At 41.3% G+C, this 19,005-nt stretch carries 17 protein-coding genes; 11 read left to right on the forward strand and 6 right to left on the reverse strand.

The window, feature by feature from the left end:
• Window positions 1-259: 259 nt before the first annotated feature.
• From trxB to infA, 5 genes are all read left to right on the forward strand, one after another.
• On the forward strand, window positions 260-1,219 hold the full coding sequence (trxB, locus tag AACQ81_RS08515) for a thioredoxin-disulfide reductase (RefSeq protein WP_237385275.1): 960 nt from the start codon (window positions 260-262) through the stop codon (window positions 1,217-1,219).
• Window positions 1,220-1,322: 103 nt separating this feature from the next.
• The gene (gene cydD, locus AACQ81_RS08520; RefSeq protein ID WP_237385276.1) at window positions 1,323-3,092 is read left to right on the forward strand and encodes a heme ABC transporter permease/ATP-binding protein CydD; all 1,770 of its coding nucleotides are present in this window, start codon (window positions 1,323-1,325) and stop codon (window positions 3,090-3,092) included.
• Between the two features lie 2 nt (window positions 3,093-3,094).
• Window positions 3,095-4,837, forward strand: coding sequence for a heme ABC transporter ATP-binding protein/permease CydC (cydC, locus tag AACQ81_RS08525; RefSeq protein ID WP_237385277.1), 1,743 nt, complete (start codon window positions 3,095-3,097; stop codon window positions 4,835-4,837).
• Window positions 4,838-4,845: 8 nt separating this feature from the next.
• Window positions 4,846-5,553 (forward strand): leucyl/phenylalanyl-tRNA--protein transferase, encoded by a 708-nt coding sequence (gene aat / locus AACQ81_RS08530; RefSeq protein ID WP_237385278.1) that lies wholly within the window; start codon window positions 4,846-4,848, stop codon window positions 5,551-5,553.
• 138 nt (window positions 5,554-5,691) lie between these two features.
• Window positions 5,692-5,910: a translation initiation factor IF-1 gene (infA, locus tag AACQ81_RS08535; RefSeq protein WP_092552189.1), complete on the forward strand. Its 219-nt coding sequence runs from the start codon at window positions 5,692-5,694 to the stop codon at window positions 5,908-5,910.
• An 86-nt stretch (window positions 5,911-5,996) separates the two neighbouring features.
• Here the strand turns inward: infA and clpA are convergent, their stop codons facing one another.
• Entirely contained in the window at window positions 5,997-8,282 is a 2,286-nt protein-coding gene (gene clpA / locus AACQ81_RS08540) for an ATP-dependent Clp protease ATP-binding subunit ClpA (protein ID WP_237385279.1), read from the reverse strand.
• 31 nt (window positions 8,283-8,313) lie between these two features.
• Complete coding sequence (clpS, locus tag AACQ81_RS08545; protein ID WP_237385280.1) at window positions 8,314-8,634, reverse strand: ATP-dependent Clp protease adapter ClpS; 321 nt, start codon at window positions 8,632-8,634, stop codon at window positions 8,314-8,316.
• A gap of 322 nt (window positions 8,635-8,956) precedes the next feature.
• Here clpS and cspD point away from each other — a divergent pair, with 322 nt between their 5' ends.
• Window positions 8,957-9,217: a cold shock-like protein CspD gene (gene cspD / locus AACQ81_RS08550; RefSeq protein ID WP_237385281.1), complete on the forward strand. Its 261-nt coding sequence runs from the start codon at window positions 8,957-8,959 to the stop codon at window positions 9,215-9,217.
• A 140-nt stretch (window positions 9,218-9,357) separates the two neighbouring features.
• Here cspD and macB read toward each other — a convergent pair whose 3' ends face one another.
• A complete protein-coding gene (macB, locus tag AACQ81_RS08555; protein WP_237385340.1) occupies window positions 9,358-11,295 on the reverse strand; it encodes a macrolide ABC transporter ATP-binding protein/permease MacB in 1,938 nt (645 codons plus the stop codon).
• The gene (macA, locus tag AACQ81_RS08560) at window positions 11,295-12,419 is read right to left on the reverse strand and encodes a macrolide transporter subunit MacA (RefSeq protein WP_237385282.1); all 1,125 of its coding nucleotides are present in this window, start codon (window positions 12,417-12,419) and stop codon (window positions 11,295-11,297) included. The genes macB and macA overlap by 1 nt, the downstream gene beginning before the upstream one ends.
• 656 nt (window positions 12,420-13,075) lie before the next feature.
• Here macA and AACQ81_RS08565 point away from each other — a divergent pair.
• From AACQ81_RS08565 to artM, 5 genes are all read left to right on the forward strand, one after another.
• On the forward strand, window positions 13,076-13,978 hold the full coding sequence (locus AACQ81_RS08565; RefSeq protein WP_237385283.1) for a lysine exporter LysO family protein: 903 nt from the start codon (window positions 13,076-13,078) through the stop codon (window positions 13,976-13,978).
• Window positions 13,979-14,248: 270 nt separating this feature from the next.
• Complete coding sequence (artP, locus tag AACQ81_RS08570) at window positions 14,249-14,977, forward strand: arginine ABC transporter ATP-binding protein ArtP (protein WP_237385284.1); 729 nt, start codon at window positions 14,249-14,251, stop codon at window positions 14,975-14,977.
• Between the two features lie 89 nt (window positions 14,978-15,066).
• The gene (artJ, locus tag AACQ81_RS08575) at window positions 15,067-15,801 is read left to right on the forward strand and encodes an arginine ABC transporter substrate-binding protein (RefSeq protein WP_237385285.1); all 735 of its coding nucleotides are present in this window, start codon (window positions 15,067-15,069) and stop codon (window positions 15,799-15,801) included.
• A gap of 14 nt (window positions 15,802-15,815) precedes the next feature.
• Complete coding sequence (gene artQ, locus AACQ81_RS08580) at window positions 15,816-16,532, forward strand: arginine ABC transporter permease ArtQ (RefSeq protein WP_237385286.1); 717 nt, start codon at window positions 15,816-15,818, stop codon at window positions 16,530-16,532.
• The gene (artM, locus tag AACQ81_RS08585; RefSeq protein WP_237385287.1) at window positions 16,532-17,200 is read left to right on the forward strand and encodes an arginine ABC transporter permease ArtM; all 669 of its coding nucleotides are present in this window, start codon (window positions 16,532-16,534) and stop codon (window positions 17,198-17,200) included. Before artQ ends, artM begins: the two co-directional genes overlap by 1 nt.
• A gap of 82 nt (window positions 17,201-17,282) precedes the next feature.
• Here artM and rlmC read toward each other — a convergent pair whose 3' ends face one another.
• Together rlmC and AACQ81_RS08595 are read right to left on the reverse strand one after the other, a co-directional pair.
• A complete protein-coding gene (gene rlmC / locus AACQ81_RS08590) occupies window positions 17,283-18,416 on the reverse strand; it encodes a 23S rRNA (uracil(747)-C(5))-methyltransferase RlmC (protein ID WP_237385288.1) in 1,134 nt (377 codons plus the stop codon).
• A gap of 24 nt (window positions 18,417-18,440) precedes the next feature.
• Window positions 18,441-18,956 (reverse strand): YbjN domain-containing protein, encoded by a 516-nt coding sequence (locus AACQ81_RS08595; RefSeq protein ID WP_237385289.1) that lies wholly within the window; start codon window positions 18,954-18,956, stop codon window positions 18,441-18,443.
• Window positions 18,957-19,005 lie beyond the last annotated feature (49 nt).

Below are 19,005 nucleotides of genomic sequence, written 5' to 3' on the forward strand. Positions count from 1 at the left end.
GAGCGAAAACCAGAACAACATACCAAACAAATTTTCAGTAAGACGTTCAAATAACTGGTTTCATATCTTAAATGTATAAATGATGTTCGATTCAGAAGGTTAAACAATTCCCCCTTACATTTCGATCACATCATAGTTACTATCTATCGGTAAAATCGTTAATAACATGAATATTTTATCTGATAATCGCTTTTTTTAACTTATTATTTCTCCTACAATCCCTAAATTCGCAATATGAGATAATGGAAATGAGGTATTCATGAGCACAGCCAAACACAGTAAACTCATCATTCTTGGCTCAGGTCCTGCTGGTTATACCGCTGCCGTTTATGCAGCCCGCGCTAATCTAAATCCGGTTCTCATTACTGGGATTGAAAAAGGCGGCCAATTGACCACCACGACTGAGGTTGAAAACTGGCCCGGTGATCCTGAAGGGCTTACTGGTCCAGACTTGATGGAGCGTATGTTCCAGCATGCTGAGAAATTTCAAACTGAGATGATTTCTGACCATATTAAGAAAGTTGATTTCTCAAACAAACCACTCCGTTTATATGGGGATGATCAGGAATATACTTGTGATGCGTTGATCATAGCGACAGGTGCTTCTGCCCGTTATCTAGGATTGCCTTCCGAAGAAGCTTTCAAAGGCCGGGGTGTATCCGCTTGTGCAACATGTGATGGTTTTTTCTATCGCAAACAGAAAGTTGCCGTCGTTGGTGGTGGTAATACGGCTGTTGAAGAAGCACTTTATTTGGCAAACATTGCCTCTGAAGTCCACTTGATTCACCGCCGTGATACTTTCCGTTCAGAAAAAATCTTGATAGACCGTATGATGGAAAAAGTGAAAAGCGGTAATATCATTCTGCATATCGATCGAACTTTGGATGAAGTTCAGGGTGACGATATGGGGGTTACGGGGGTCCGCCTTCGCGATACGAAAAGCAGCAATACCGAAGAACTGGATGTCGCTGGTGTTTTCATCGCCATCGGTCATAGCCCAAATACAGGTATCTTTGACGGGCAGCTTGAACTGGAAAATGGATATATCAAAGTCCAGTCTGGATTGCACGGTAATGCTACCCAAACCTCCATTCCGGGCATTTTTGCCGCCGGAGATGTGATGGATCATATATATCGTCAAGCAATCACTTCCGCCGGTACAGGCTGTATGGCTGCGCTGGATGCTGAACGTTTTCTTGATGGTTTGGCAACCAAGTAATCCATCCTCCTTAAAAGCGCTATTTCAATAGCGCTTTTAAATAAGTAACATAAGGTTTGTTTTGATATTTCGTATCATCACCTGCTAATCAGAAATTTTTCTTATGGACAAAACAAGACAATCTGAACTTGTTCGATGGCTGAGACAACAAAGTGCCCCAGCCCGACGGTGGCTTCGTCTATCCATGATACTAGGGCTGATCGGTGGATTACTGATCATTTCTCAAGCCTGGCTTTTAGCCTCAATCCTTCAAGCCCTGATTATGGATAATGTTCCCCGTGAAAACCTCATCAATCAGTTTCTGATGCTGGTAGCTGCCTTTATATTTCGTGCAATCATCAATGCCGTCCGGGAACGTGTGGGTTTTATCTGTGGCAAAGTTGTACGCCAGCAAATTCGCAGTATGGTTTTAGATAAATTGGAAAAGTTGGGACCAGTATGGGTTAAGGGGAAACCAGCCGGCAGTTGGGCGACCATTATTCTGGAACAAATCGAAGATATGCAGGATTTCTATTCTCGCTACCTGCCCCAAATGACTCTGGCCGCCATGATCCCAATGTTAATTCTGATTACCGTGTTTCCGGTTAATTGGGCAGCTGGGTTGATTTTGCTTGTGACCGCACCATTGATTCCCCTATTTATGGCTCTGGTAGGATTAGGTGCAGCAGATGCTAACCAACGAAATTTTGTTGCACTCAGCCGTTTAAGCGGCAACTTCCTCGATCGTTTACGGGGTCTGGAAACTTTACGCTTATTCCACCGGGGAGAAGCTGAAGTTAAGCAGATTACTCAATCAACAGAAAATTTCCGCCGCAGAACAATGGAAGTGCTGCGCATGGCATTCTTATCTTCAGCTGTATTGGAGTTTTTTGCTGCGGTTTCCATTGCCGTTGTTGCCGTTTATTTTGGTTTTTCCTATCTGGGAGAACTGCACTTTGGCAGCTACGGAATGGGCGTCACACTGTTTTCCGGCTTCCTTGCACTGATCCTCGCACCTGAATTTTTTCAGCCTTTACGGGATCTTGGGACATTTTATCACGCAAAAGCCCAGGCAATTGGAGCGGCTGAATCACTTTTCACCCTACTCAGCAGTGATGGAGAACAGGCTGTTATCAGCGGCCAAAAAAAGCTACCTGATGAAAAATCAGTGGCTATTGAAGCCAACGAATTGGTGATTTTGTCTCACGATGGTCACCGTCTTGCTGGTCCTTTGAATTTTACGATTGATGAACATCAGCGAATCGCGCTGGTTGGCAAAAGTGGTGCTGGCAAAAGTTCGTTGATCAATCTGTTGCTGGGGTTTTTGCCTTATCATGGCTCACTGAAAATCAATGGTATTGAACTGCGTGAACTTGATTTCACTAAATGGCGTGAGTGTTTGAGTTGGGTTGGTCAGAATCCTCATCTGCCAGAGCAGACTCTGTTAGATAATATCCGTCTCGGTCAATATGTTGCAACACAAGAACAAATCAATGATGTGATGAAACAAGCTTATGTTGATGAGTTTGTTCACGCGCTACCAGATGGCGTCAATACGGTAATTAGTGACAATGCGGCTCGTCTGTCTGTCGGGCAAGCTCAACGTATCGCGGTAGCAAGGGCATTATTAAATCCCAGTCAATTATTATTATTGGATGAACCTGCCGCCAGCCTTGATGCCCATAGTGAACAGCGCGTGATGATGGCCTTAAATCAAGCCGCCTATCAACAAACCACCCTATTAGTTACTCACTTGTTAGAAGAAACTCTGGAATATGACCAGATCTGGGTAATGGAGAATGGACTATTGATTGAAACAGGTGATTATCAGAGTTTAAGCCGATCTCAAGGTGCATTTTTCCGTCTGTTGTCTCACCGCAGTGTGGAGCTTTAACCATGCGTATATTACTCCCCTTTCTCGCCCTCTACCGTCGCCACTGGTTTCTCATTAGTTTAGGAATGGTATTGGCGATTGTAACCCTGTTAGCCAGCATTGGCCTGTTGACACTTTCCGGATGGTTCCTTGCCGGCACAGCTCTGGCGGGATTTTCGGGGTTGTATACGTTTAACTATATGCTACCTGCTGCTGGTGTTCGTGGGGCTGCCATTTTCCGCACTGCTGGCCGCTATGGTGAACGTCTTGTCAGCCATGATGCAACTTTCCGTGTTCTGGCACATTTACGCGTTTTTGCTTTTCAAAAAATTCTGCCACTTTCTCCGGGAGGAATTGCCCGTTTTCGTCAAGGTGAATTGTTAAACAGGCTCGTTGCTGATGTCGAAACGTTGGATCATCTCTATCTGCGCGTTATTTCCCCTGTTCTCGCCGCGTTTGTCGTAATTTTAGTACTGACATTTGGCTTCGGGTTCCTTGATGTCTCGCTCGCCTATATTCTCGGCAGTATTATGTTAGGGCTGCTGTTGATATTGCCTTTCGTGTTTTACCACGCCGGTAAACCCTATGGCAAAAACATCACCTTACAACGGGCCCAATATCGTACATTACTGACTAGTGCCTTACAGGGGCAGGCTGAATTGACCGTATTCGGAGCACTCAAACGTTTTCGTCAATCTATGGTAGAAGTTGAATATGATTGGCTGAAGAGTCAGCAAAAACAGGCCAATTTAACCGGGCTTTCGCAGGCAATTATGATTTTCTCCACAGGTATAGCGGTAACGCTGATGCTTTGGCTAGCAGCCGGCGGTGTGGGGGAAAAGAACCAGCCAGGGGCATTAATAGCTCTATTTACATTCTGTACCCTTGCTGCTTTTGAAGCCCTCGGGCCAGTTACCATAGCATTTCAGCACATGGGGCAGGTTATTTCATCCGCTACTCGTGTTTCCCAATTAATGCATCAAAAGCCGGAAGTTACTTTCCCTGCTAATGGGCCTAAGACAGATGGGGATATCAGAATTGAAATAAAAAACATTGATTTCACCTATCCTGACCAACCTCTGCCAGTGTTAACAAATATTTCTCTCACTTTGGTCTCGGGTGAACATATTGCTTTATTGGGAAAAACAGGATGTGGTAAATCGACGCTTTTACAGCTATTGACCCGTGCATGGGATGTCAATAACGGTGAGATTCAACTAAATCAGAAACCTATTTCCCGCTATGATGAGACAACATTGCGCTCAATGATGTCTATCGTTCCCCAGAGAATACATATATTCAGCCATACCCTGCGCGAAAATCTTTTATTGGCAAAACCAGATGCCAGTGATAATGAATTAATAACCATATTGAAGAAGGTAGGTTTAGGAAACTTGCTGGATAATGATGAAAATCTAAACTGTTGGATGGGCGAAGGCGGACGCCAGCTTTCTGGTGGAGAGCAACGCAGATTAGGAATTGCCAGAGCATTGTTACATGATGCTCCTTTAATGCTTCTTGATGAACCAACTGAAGGACTTGACGCGGATACTGAGCAACAAATCTTATCGCTGCTACGCCATAGCTGCCAAAACAAGACACTGATTACTGTTACCCACCGACTAACGGGCTTACAACATATGGATCGGATCTGTGTTATGGATGGGGGACGCATTATTGAGCAAGGCAAACATGACGTTCTGCTGGCTCAACAAGGGCGTTATTACCAATTTTATCAGCGACAAAATTACTCTGGGCAGGAGTGACACGCTTTATGTCAATAGCTCAGCTGGATATTTCATACGAATTCCCTCATCCAAACAATGCCTTGGCTGAACCCAATGGTTTGCTGGCATTTGGTGGAGATATGAGTGCAGAACGTTTAAAAGTGGCTTATAATGAGGGAATTTTTCCGTGGTATTCGCCCAACGAGCCTCCTTTATGGTGGTCTCCAGATCCTCGGGCTGTATTAATTCCTGGGGAATTGCATACGGGCCGAACATTACGTCGTTTTATTCGCAAACATATTTATCAAATTACGGTAAACTATGCTTTCGATAGAGTAATGTATAGTTGCGCCCAACGGCCAGAAGGTACCTGGATCGGTTCGGAAGTTCAGAGAGGTTACCAAACCCTGCATCACAAAGGTTTGGCCCATTCAATTGAAGTCTGGCATAAGCACCGGTTGGTGGGCGGTTTATATGGCGTTTGTGTAGGTGCATTATTTTGCGGTGAATCGATGTTTAGCCGAATGGAGAATGCATCCAAGTGCGCTTTTATAGCATTTTATCACCACTTTTTACGTCATGGTGGCCAACTGTTTGATTGTCAGGTATTAAACCATCATACAGAATCATTGGGTGCCAAAAATATTCCAAGGGAAGAATTTCTCCAGCATCTTTACCAGTTACGAGACCAGCCACTACAATCAGGCTGCTGGTCTACTCAGGTGCTTGATTTATCATTACCCCTTAAGGATTAATGCTGTTTACGGTGGGAATGTCACTATCTATCAGGCCTAAAATGATGGCTTAAAATACGACATTCCTTTACATGATGATGGTTTTTCGGCATTATCTTGCCGATTAAAAACTTATGGTTGTTACATTTAGAGGATTAGATGGCCAAAGAAGAAAACGTTGAAATGCAAGGTACTGTGTTAGAAACACTGCCAAACACCGTGTTCCGTGTTGAATTAGAGAACGGACACGTCATTACTGCTCACATTTCAGGAAAAATGCGTAAAAACTATATCCGCATCCTGACTGGAGACAAGGTTACTGTTGAGCTAACTACATATGACACGGACAAAGGTCGTATCACCTTCCGTAGCCGCTAATTAAGTAACTTGAACACCACAGGTGATGTTTATTCAATAGCACCTGTGGTGTGACTCTGGTTTTAATGCCAATTCCTATAATTTACTTATAACACGGCATCTTCTGATCTCTTTTTACTTGATTTCTGTGAGCTTTTAAAATCGTATGTTAATACTTGTTTAACTTTATCAAGATTAATCTTGACGGAGCCACCATGTATTAAAGAGCCAAATAGTAGTTCATTTGCCAGTGGTTTCTTCAGATTATCTTGAATAATACGAGCCATAGGACGTGCTCCCATAGCCCTATCATAGCCTTTGTCACATAACCACTGACGGGCACCTGCACTGATTTCAAGAGAAACTCCTTTTTCATCCAGCTGAGCTTGTAATTCAACAATAAATTTATCAACAACTTGCTGAATAACTTCAGAGGAAAGTGCATCAAACCAAATTATGCCATCAAGTCGATTGCGGAATTCAGGCGTGAAGATCCGTTTAATTTCTTCCATTCCATCTATGCTGTTATCTTGCTCAGAGAAACCAATGGATTTACGCTGAGTCTCACGTACTCCTGCATTGGTTGTCATCACTAAAATAACATTGCGGTAATCCGCCTTGCGGCCATTATTATCGGTCAATGTGCCATTATCCATAACCTGTAACAACAGATTAAATACATCAGGATGGGCTTTTTCAATCTCATCCAGCAACAGTACAGAATGAGGATGTTTGATAATTGAGTCGGTCAATAATCCTCCCTGATCATATCCCACATAACCTGGCGGAGCACCAATCAATCGACTGACAGTATGGCGTTCCATGTATTCCGACATATCAAATCGCAGCAATTTGACATTCAATACCTTAGCAAGCTGAACCGTAACTTCCGTTTTACCGACCCCTGTAGGCCCGGCAAACAGGAAAGACCCCACTGGCTTATGTTCCTGCCCCAACCCAGCCCGGCTCATTTTAATCGCTTCCGTCAATGCACCAATGGCTCTATTCTGACCAAAGACCAACATCTTCAAACGATCATCCAGCGTTCTCAATACATCTTTATCGCTGGCCGACACAGTTTTTTCTGGAACGCGGGCAATACGAGCTACAACAGATTCAATATCAGCAACGTTGATTGTTTTCTTACGACGGCTGACCGGAATTAATCTTGTTCTTGCTCCCGCTTCATCAATAACATCAATAGCTTTATCCGGTAAATGGCGATCTGTAATATATTTCACAGATAACTCAACTGCGGCGCGAATAGCTTTTGCCGTATAGCGAACATCATGGTGCGCTTCATACTTAGCACGTAACCCATTGATAATTTGTATCGTTTCCTCTGGCGAAGGTTCAAGAATATCAATTTTCTGGAATCGACGAGCTAGCGCCCTATCTTTTTCAAAAATATTGCTGAACTCGTGATAGGTCGTCGAACCAATTACCCGGATCCGTCCACTGGACAACAAAGGTTTAATAAGATTGGCTGCATCCACTTGCCCACCAGAAGCTGCACCAGCGCCAATAATAGTATGGATTTCGTCAATAAAGAGAATGCTTTTGCTGTCTTGCTCTAAGGTTTTTAACAATGATTTGAAGCGCTTCTCAAAATCACCACGATACTTTGTACCAGCCAGCAGTGAACCAATATCTAAGGAATAGATAGTACAGCCCAGCATAACGTCAGGAACATCTTTTTGTACAATACGCCATGCAAGCCCTTCTGCAATGGCAGTTTTACCAACACCAGACTCACCTACGAACAGTGGGTTATTCTTGCGACGACGGCAAAGTACCTGAACAGTTCTCTCCAATTCATGCTGACGCCCGACGAGTGGATCGATCTGACCTTTTTGTGCCAATTGATTCAGGTTAGCTGTAAAATTCTCCAGCCTATCTTCGCTGATTATCTGTTCTTCTTGAACGGGATTAATACTGTGGTGAGAATCATGATCAGGCTCATCTTTACGTGTTCCATGAGAAATGAAATTTACAACATCCAAGCGGCTGACATCATGTTTACGCAGCAAATAAGCAGCCTGAGATTCCTGTTCACTGAAAATGGCAACCAGAACATTTGCCCCAGAAACTTCTGAGCGCCCTGAAGACTGAACATGAAATACTGCTCGTTGCAATACACGCTGAAAACTTAATGTAGGTTGTGTATCTCTGTCATCATTTTCAGATAACAAAGGGGTTGTTTGGGCAATAAAACTTTCCAATTCCTGGCGTAACATCGCCAGATCGACTTTACAAGCCTCCAAAGCTTCCCGCGCTGATGTGTTGCTTAACAACGCCAGCAATAGGTGTTCTACGGTCATAAATTCATGTCTATTATCCCTTGCTTTGGCGAAAGCAATATTGAGACTAAGCTCCAGTTCTTGATTGAGCATAAGCATCTCCTCCTAAAATCAGTGAGCCAGATCAGACCTTTTCTAGCGTGCAAAGTAACGGATGCTCGTGCTCCTTAGCATACATGTTCACTTGCGCAGCTTTAGTTTCTGCGACCTCTGCCGTATAAATTCCGCAAACTGCTTTCCCTTTATAATGGACATCCAGCATTAGTTGCGTTGCTCGTTCAACATCATAAGAAAAGAACTTTCGCAATACGTCAACCACAAACTCCATGGGCGTATAATCGTCATTGTTAAGAACAACCTTATACATTGATGGGGGTTGTAACTTTTGTTTTGCGTCTTCCTTAATAAATTCTTTAACTTTCAAATTGTTATAAAACTCAGTCATCATTCTTCCGCTGGGTGTTAGCTTTCCGTTGGATTTTAGTATGAACTAATCCATTATACTGCTATATATTTTATCACTTCATAAAGCACTCTGCTTACCCCCTTCGGTTATCGGATAAAGAATTCGCTTAAAAATTAGATACCGTTATCTATATCAAACTTTAGCCATTTGAGACAGCCTGACGTTATTTATATGCTTGACGGCGTAATGAATTTCACTACAGTATATTTTGTGAACACCAGCCCTGTCTGGGTTTCTGTTCATATTTTTAATTTTTTTATGATTCCTAAATCCGAAATCGTAATACGAGGGACAGAGAAGTATGGAAACAGGTACTGTTAAATGGTTCAATAATGCAAAAGGCTTTGGATTTATTTGCCCGACCAGCGGAGGAGATGACATATTCGCTCACTATTCAACCATTCAGATGGATGGTTATAGGACACTGAAAGCTGGGCAAAAAGTGAATTTTAGTGTTAATCAAGGCCCCAAAGGTAATCACGCTAGCCTTATTGTGCCTCTGGAAAGTGATTCAAAATCGAAAGAAAACGATTCAAAATCAAAAAAAAGAGCGGCTCAATAAAATTATAATTCCACGCCACAAATAAACAGTGGGCTTATTTGCGGCGTGCTATCAGCGCACTTCATTTTTTCTCTTCGTTTTAACATATGCATAGCGTGTCCAGATCGTGAGATAATTTTGATTTAACCGCAGTTTCGTAGCTATTCCCTTGCCAGGGCTTCGATAGGATCGAGACGGGCAGCGTTTCGTGCAGGTAAAAAACCAAATATTATTCCAATTGTAGTTGAGCAACCAAAGGCGATGAAAAATGCAGTGAGATTATAACCGAAATTCCATTTCGGTAAGATTAATTGCACAATCAAAGCAAAGCTATATGACAGGGTGATACCCAATGCTCCTCCCATCAAACAGACCAGAATGGCTTCAATAAGAAATTGCTGCATAATGTCACTGGTTCTGGCACCAACAGCCATGCGAATACCAATCTCTCGGGTGCGCTCTGTTACTGATACCAGCATAATGTTCATCACGCCAATACCACCAACAACTAAAGATATAACCGCTACCAGTGTTAAAAATATTTGCATAGTTTGAGTTGTTTGATCTACTGCGGCAATTATTGTATTCGCATTGTAGATATGGAAATCTTTTTTACCATGGCGAAATGCCAACAATTGGGTAATTTTTTCTTCCGCCTCATCAGAAGAATAGCCATCCTTCACCCTGATAACAATCGAACCCAAATAATCTTGGTTTAGCATACGGCTATTCATCGTGCTATAAGGCAACCAAATTTGTAATGAGTTACCATAAAAACGCGGCCCACGCTCAATCACCCCAACCACGGTCAACAGCATATTATCCAGCAGTAAATCTTTACCTATTACATCATGTTGATAAGGGAATAGTTTTTTACGTGTATTATCATCAATGATAACGACTTGAGCTTGCTGATAAATCATTTCTGGGGTAAAGGGCATACCTTGCGAAAACTTCATGGCATACACACGAAAAAAATCGCCATCTACACCAGATATACTGACACCAGCATCAACATTACCGTGACGTAAATTGCCACTTTGAGCAATCTCAGGGGAAACAGCCTGAACATAATACTGGGATTTTATTGCCGGAATATCAGTAAGTTTCAGCGATTGCATGTCTAAACTGTCATCACTGCCAAAATTTTCCCCTGGATATACCACAATGGAATTGGTTTCAATAGCTTTAATATGTGATAACACTTTCGATTTTGCTGCATTACCTATCACTAAGATAGTGACGACAGAAGCAATACCAATAATAATGCCAAGCATCGTCAGCAAAGTCCGCATTTTATTGGCGGCCATGGCGCGCCATGCCATCCACAGTGCCTCATTGAAACTTCCCCATATTTGTTGAATTGAAGAAGTTTTTATCTCCACCGGAGAAAAATGAGCCACTATTTTATTATCAGAAACGCGTGAATCACTCATGATACGCCCATCTTTAATTTCAATTATCCTTTGAGCCTGCGCTGCAATTTTTGGATCATGAGTCACAATAACAACCGTATGCCCCTGCTGGCACAGTTGTTTCAATATATTCATCATTTCCTGACCGGAGGTGCTGTCCAAAGCCCCTGTCGGCTCATCAGCAAGAATAACCTGTCCCCCATTCATAAGTGCTCTGGCAATACTTACGCGCTGTTGCTGTCCTCCTGAAAGCTGGCTTGGCCGATAACTAATGCGAGTACCCAATCCGAGGCGTTTGAGTAATTCAATTGCTCTCTCACGACGCAGTATTTTAGAAGTCCCTGAATAAATTGCCGGAATTTCAACATTTTGCTCAGCAGTTAAATGGCTCAGTAAATGATAACGCTGAAAGATAAATCCAAAATATTCCCGGCGTAATTCCGCCAGCTCATCGCTATTAAAATTGGCGATATTTGTTCCTGAAATCCAATATTCCCCACTGCTTGGTTTATCCAAACAACCAAGTATATTCATCAGGGTAGATTTACCCGAACCTGATGCACCAACAATAGCTACCATTTCACCCGCCTGAATGGATAATGAAATATTATCCAACACAGTCACGCATTCTCCTCCAGCAAGGTAACTACGGTTAACGCCTTTCAGTTCCAGTAAAGTTTTTATCATAATGCCTCAGTATCCTCAGTAGCATCACTGCGAGCGGTGATCACGCGTTCGTTCTCTTGTAATCCAGTGATAACTTGAACATTGACATTATTAAAAACGCCTGTTGTTATTTTACGTTTTATTTCTTTACCATTATGCAGCACACTAACTTCGTATTCGGTAGGCGATATCTGTTTTTCCAAAGCTGAAATAGGGATCATCAATACGTTATGCAGCAATTGAAGTTCTATTTTAACTTGAGCCGTCATTTGTAAACGTAAAATATGATCAAGATTAGGTACTTCAAAACGGGCATAATAGAAAATAGCTTTATTGACGACTTGTGGTGTTGGCAAAATATCTTTTAAAACACCATGAAATTGTTTGTCAGGGGCGCCTAATATGGTAAATGATACTTTTTGCCCGGGCTTTAAGTTGATAACATCCGCTTCTGATATTTCTGCACTGACAATCATAGTATCGAGATTGGCCAGTGTCAGGATCGTTGGTGCTTCTTGTGCAGCAATTACGGTTTGTCCCTGAAATGTTTTGATATCTGTCACAATGCCCGTGATTGGGGCGATGATATTGGTATATTGTAAGTTTGTTTTCGCAGTATCAAGATTGGCTCTATTTTTTTTAATTTGTGCTATCAAATTATCCACTCTGGCAGCCTTAGAGTGCATATCCGTTATGCTATTATCCAGTTCCTGATTTGACGTTGCATGTAATTTAAATAATCGTTTCAGTCGCCTGAATTTGAGCCAAGCAAGTTTAAATTCTGCCCGTGCCCCACGCAGATCAGCCCTCAGTGATTTTGTTGTCTCCTCCGTTTCTATCACAGTATTTTTCGCTGTTTGAGGATCAATTGTTGCCAGCTGTTGACCTTTGTTAACGGTATCCCCTAGTTTCACATATAATTCTTTCAACTGACCACTAACCTGAGCACCGACATCAACTTTACTGACAGCATCGAGTTTGCCTGTCGCTAAAACATTTCTTTCAAAGTTCCCTTTCATCACCGCACTAGTCTGATATTTAATGATTTTATTTTGGTGAAAGAAATAGTTTAATGCGAATGCCACTACAATGAGGACAATTCCTGCAAAAATCCAGCGACGCTTAGCATTAAGAAAATTCATCAACAAATACCCACAATTAGAACACGCTATCTAATTATCTAAATGTACTGTATACAACATCAACACATCCTCTCAACAAGATATTTTTGATAAGAAAAATTTCTAGTGCACCTTCCCCTGCCCGAAAATAATCAATAAAAATGAGTCAAAACTACATGTTTAATTGACTTTTCCTCTCGTCAACCCAACAATCCCGGACAACGTGTTTCTCAAAAAGAGGAGTAATAACAGTAACGCCACATTCTGCTGCATGATTAGCAACAGCAAGGGTCAAATCAGGTTTAGAAGTGTTGGTTCTCCTTCACGAAAAGATGGTCAATTAAAGTGAATATGGAACGAGACACGACGCATTTTCAACTATCAGGATCATATTATCGTCAAGTACAAATGATAATCTATTTTATACCTCTTAAGCCGGAAATTTCCATACGTTCAGGAACATACCCTCCCCTTTTTATGTACAGCATTTATTTGATTTTATTTATAACATGTATATTTTTTTAGAATAAAAAATCGTTGAATTTCAGTGTATTTACCTTTACCCTATTTGTTATTTTAGTGTAACTATTTTGTTTATATGAATTTATTAGTCTTTATGACTGCTTTCAGTTATTAAAAATAGATAAAAAGATATTTTTTGGATAAGGATATGAATCATGTATTCAGGATTATTAATTATTCTCCTACCATTAAGTCTAGGCTACCTTATTCACTTGAATAATAAATCAGTGTTAGCTCTAGCTCATCGGCTACTCAATGCCATGGTCTATATTATTCTCCTCCTTATGGGCATTAACCTCGCTATGCTGGAAAATTTAGGCAGTAATTTACTTTCTATCCTGCTATATGCGACGACATTTTTTCTATGTATCTTTGTTTTTAATATGCTAGCGCTTTTCCTCTTGGATAAACGAGATCCCTGGATTGTTAATACGCATAAGCAGGACCCCCCCCCTTCCCGATTACATATGGCGTTGGATTCCGTCAAATTATGCAGTACATTGATATTCGGATTTATTATCGGATTAACAGGCTGGTCATGGTTCCGTTTCTCCAATAATGCCAGCGAAATTGTCTTGATTATTTTGCTATTTCTGGTCGGAGTTCAATTACGCAATAACGGCATGAGCTTAAAACAAACGCTACTGAATCGCCGCGGCACAATTGTTGCTATAACAGTCGCCGTCAGTTCTTTGTTAGGTGGCGTGCTAGCAGCATTTTTACTCGGATTACCCACCAAAACTGGCCTTGCTATTGCTTCTGGATATGGATGGTACTCCCTTTCCGGTATATTAATTTCAGATGCTTATGATCCCATATTCGGAAGCGCAGCATTTTTCAATGATTTAGTTCGGGAGCTTGCGTCAATTATACTTATTCCTATGCTTATAAATCGTTACCGTTCAATGGCATTGGGTTTAACCGGAGCGACTTCAATTGATTTTACCTTACCCATTTTACAACGCTGTGGTGGAGTAGAGATTGTACCAGCCGCTATCGTTCATGGTTTTATACTGAGCTTGATGACCCCCTTGTTTATCGCATTTTTTACCCAATAACGAGAGCTTAGGCCTGACATATCTACTTGATGAATTTCAAGTTGTATCTTGAGATTCATCAAGTATAAACTGACTAAAAAGAAACTTTTTCAGTATAAAAATCAATCTCAATCACCAAAATAAGAACAAAAAACGTTCTAAAAAATGTCTATAACTTGATTAGTTAAGTCACCAATCTAATAAAAACAACAATTTTATGCATATATTATTGCATAGTTATTCTTATAAGATTAACATCCAGTCAAAATATTAACTATTCACATTTTCAGCATGAACATTCAATTAAAAAACATAAATTGTTTCTATGGTACACATCAGGCACTGTTCAATATCAATTTTGAATGTGCATCAGGGGAAACCGTGGTATTACTAGGGCCAAGCGGTGCCGGAAAAAGTTCTTTGCTACGTGTTTTAAATCTACTGGAGATGCCTCATTCTGGGCAACTTAATGTGGCAACCCATCAGTTTGATTTCAAACAGCAACCAAACCACAAAGAAATTCTGGCATTGCGGCAAAAAGTCGGCATGGTCTTCCAACAATACAATCTGTGGCCACACTTAACCGTGATGGATAATTTGATTGAAGCACCCTGTCGGGTATTGAAGCAATCTAAACAACGGGCACGGGAAAAAGCAACAAAATTACTTTCCCGTCTTCGTCTGGATGAATTCACTGACCGTTTTCCGCTTCATCTTTCTGGTGGACAGCAACAACGTGTTGCTATTGCGCGGGCTTTAATGATGGAACCTAAAATTCTGTTGTTTGATGAACCCACTGCGGCGCTTGATCCCGAAATTACATCTCAAGTTGTTGATATTATCAAAGAGCTGGCCGAAACCGGTATCACCCAAGTTATCGTGACCCATGAAGTAGAGCTGGCTCGCAAAACAGCAAGCCAAATTGTATATATGGAACTAGGGAATATTATCGAAAAAGGTGATGTAACTCATTTTACTCAACCTCGAACAGAAGCCTTTGCTCATTACTTGTCACATTGATATATCATTATCATATTGAGTCTGTTATATCGATAACCGAACATAAAACAAATACCAACCACAATACTCATGAACGACAGGATATGGCTATGAAAAAATTTTTATTTGCAGCCTTATTGAGTGCAATAACTTTATCAGCAACCGCAGCAGAGAAAGCCACTCTTCGTTTTGCGACAGAGGCGACCTATCCTCCATTTGAATTTATTGATGAAAACAATAAGATTCAGGGATTTGATGTCGATTTAGCGAATGCCATATGTGCAAAGATCAACACAGAGTGCACATTCACCAATCAGGCTTTTGATAGCCTCATTCCCAGTCTGAAATTCCGCCGTTTTGATGCCCTTATGGCAGGCATTGATATTACACCAGAGCGTCAGAAACAAGTTGATTTCACCCATACCTATTATGATAACTCGGCTATTTTCATTGCTATCAAAGGGAAAGTTTCCAATATTGCCGATCTGAAAAATAGACAAGTAGGTATTCAAAACGGTACTACTCATCAGAAGTATTTGATGGAGCAGCATAAAGAAATCAAAACTGTACCTTATGATAGCTATCAAAATGCGATCCTTGATCTGAAAAATGGCCGTATTGATGCTGTGTTTGGCGATACTGCGGTTGTTAACGAGTGGCTGAAAAAGAATAAAGAATTAAGTACTGTTGGTGATAAAGTGACAGACAAAAATTACTTTGGTACAGGTTTAGGCATTGCTGTTCGCAAAGGCAATACAGAATTGCTGGACAAACTGAACAAAGCACTCGCAGAAGTTAAACAAGATGGTTCTTATGACACCATCTATAAAAAATGGTTTGAATAATAAACTGAGTCCCGATGAGTGAACTTCAATCTTTAATCAGCGCCGCCGGTGTTACCGTCGGCCTTGCTGTCTCCTCGCTTATGGTTGGTTTGATTCTGGCAATGCTTTTTGCCGCATGGGAATCTATCCGCTGGAAACCGATCGCTTTTTTAGGCTCCTGTTGGGTTACATTGATCCGCGGGCTGCCTGAAATTTTAGTTGTTCTCTTTATTTATTTTGGAAGTTCACAGCTTCTAATAACTCTGTCAGACGGTTTTGAAGTTAATCTTATCGTCTGGCAGTTTAAAGTGCAGATGGAAATTGACAGCTTTGATGTCAGCCCTTTCCTTTGTGGAGTGATTGCTCTTTCATTACTGTATTCCGCTTATGCCTCTCAAACGATCAGAGGTGCCTTGAAAGCAGTTCCAATGGGGCAACGGGAAGCGGGTCAAGCATTGGGGTTAAGCCAAAGGCGCATTTTTTTTCGCCTGATGATGCCACAAATGTGGCGTCATGCTCTGCCTGGTCTGGGAAATCAATGGTTGGTTTTGCTGAAAGATACGGCTTTGGTTTCACTGATTAGTGTTAATGACCTGATGCTACAAACAAAAAGTATCGCAACTCGCACACAAGAACCTTTCACATGGTATGTAATTGTTGCCGCCATCTATTTGGTAATTACGCTCGTGAGTCAATTTATTCTCAGACAACTTGAAATGCGTGCCACTCATTTTGAACGGAGTATTTCATAATGTTTGAATATATCAGGGAAATTTTACCGGGATTACAAACCAGCCTCAGTCTGACTTTCACGGCACTACTGACCGCATTTATATTGTCGGTTGTTTTGACCATGATTCTGACAATGAAACTACCCGTGCTTTCCCAATTGGTAAAAGGCTATATCACGTTATTTACCGGAACTCCCCTCCTCGTTCAGTTTTTTTTGATTTATTACGGTCCGGGGCAATTTCCATCAATCAAAGAATATCCGTGGTTATGGAAATTCATGTCAGAACCTTGGCTCTGCGCGATGATTACTCTGGCATTGAATAGCGCAGCCTATTCGACTCAACTATTTTATGGTGCCGTTAAAGCTATACCAACAGGACAATGGCAATCTTGTCACGCTCTCGGAATGTCCAAAATTCACTCTATGCGTATTCTGCTGCCTTATGCTTTCAAGCGAGCACTCTCTTCTTATTCCAATGAAGTCATTCTGATCTTCAAGAGTACTTCACTTGCCAGTACGATCACCTTATTGGATATCATGGGATATAGCCAACTGCAGTTCGGACGTAGTTATGATGTAACCGTATTTGTTGCCGCCGGAATAATCTACCTTTGCATTAATGGTCTTCTGACACTGTTCATGCGTATGCTTGAACAACGTGCCCTATCATTTGAATATCGGAAGTGACCTTCAATTACACAGAATATATTCTGTCTTACCCTGTGATAACTCATTGTTATCACAGGGCAAGGCAAGCAAGCTCAGTTAGTTAGCTAATATCGAGAACCAATAATGCCAGAGTTTCATAATGTTCAGTATGAGGAAACATATCGAATAACTGTACTTTTTCTATTCGATATTGTTTAAGCATAGCAATATCCTTCGCCATCGTCTGAGCATTGCAACTGGAGTAAAGCACGAACTTAGGAGACATACGGCTAAGGTACTTACAAAGCTCTTTGCCAATGCCTCTTCGGGGAGGATTTACCAACACCAGCTCAGGTATCTGCGATTTATCGAGAGCAAAATGGGTAGAGTCCAATGCCTGAAATTCCACGAATTCCAATCCCATACTTTTAGCTGAACTTTTAGCACAATCAATAGCCTCAGCACTGATCTCAATGCCCGTCAACTTAGTCTCTTTATCCGCACAATGCAGCCCGAAGCCGCCAGCACCACAAAACAGATCCCACATACTGCTGATATTCAGCTCTCTGACCCAACGCCCCGCGGTTGCATACAGTTCCGAGGCAATATCTGGATTAGTCTGGAAAAAACTCCGCGGACGAATATACAACGGGATATTGTTAAAAGTTTCCTTTAACATCTTCTGTTCAGTAAAAATAATTTCTTTCTCACCTTCGAGAATTGCCATATGAGTCGGCTGGATATTCGCGGAAATCACCGTAATTTGTGGCAATTGTTCCTTCAACCACGGTAATGCCCGCTCGAACTGAGCTAATTTTGTTTCTGATCGCAAAACAAACCGCAGCATCATTTCATTATTGGCTCGACTTTCCGTCAGAAGAATATATTTCAATTCTCCCTTTTTACGTTCCACGTTGTACGGAACCAAGCCAGATTTAGCGATAAATACTTTTATTACTTCAAAAATCGGCTGATAATAGTGTGGATATAATGGGCAATCACAAAGATCTACCGTTCTACCATCACGATGCAACATGCCGAGCAAAGGGCGCTCAACACTACCATTTACAACCATCTTTGCCTTATTACGAAATTCACTTGTCTTGCTCGTTACTGGTGATAACCAGTGTATTACTGATGCTTCCTGTAAAAGTTGTTTTAAATGTTGTTGTTTATCAGATAATTGCTGTGAATAGGACTTATCGAGCCACTGGCAGGAGTGACAATGCCCCGCGGTATACTGCACACATTGCATTGTAAAAAACCGTATCAAAAAATATTAGTGCAAGGTAAACGTTGATGTTTCCGTTGAGGTTAATGCTTCTTCATCTTCTACTTCTACTTCCATCTCACTTTCCATATCATGATTGACATAGAGAAGATTATTGCTATGAATTTCAAAGATCACGTTAGCAATTTGTTCTTCACCTTGTTTCATAAAATTAGAAAACTGCCTGAAAGTCATGCCCCCAGCGACAGAAAATGCCTGACAAACAATCAATTTGGGTAAATTTTCATCTTGAACATCAAGAAATGCCTTAACGGTGAGGGAACTAGCATTAATCTGACTCAAATTGGCAACTAATGGAATTATCGCAGTTGGTCTTACTTCTGCAAGAGCAGAAAACAATAGAACATCACCCAACAGATCGATCTTGGCATCAAACAAGCCATCAATATTCTGCATATGAGGTAAGTGTAAGACTGAACATGAATCATTCTCAAAGTAAGAGATTTTTAGCTGTTCAAGCCATGTGCGCAATATTGACATATCGGGAATAACCATAGAATCCATCGAATTAACCTCATATGACCAGAAAGTTACACATGCTACCTTGGGGAAA

The sequence above is a fragment of the Xenorhabdus sp. Sc-CR9 genome (genome assembly GCF_963897815.1).
Taxonomy (GTDB): Bacteria; Pseudomonadota; Gammaproteobacteria; order Enterobacterales; family Enterobacteriaceae; genus Xenorhabdus.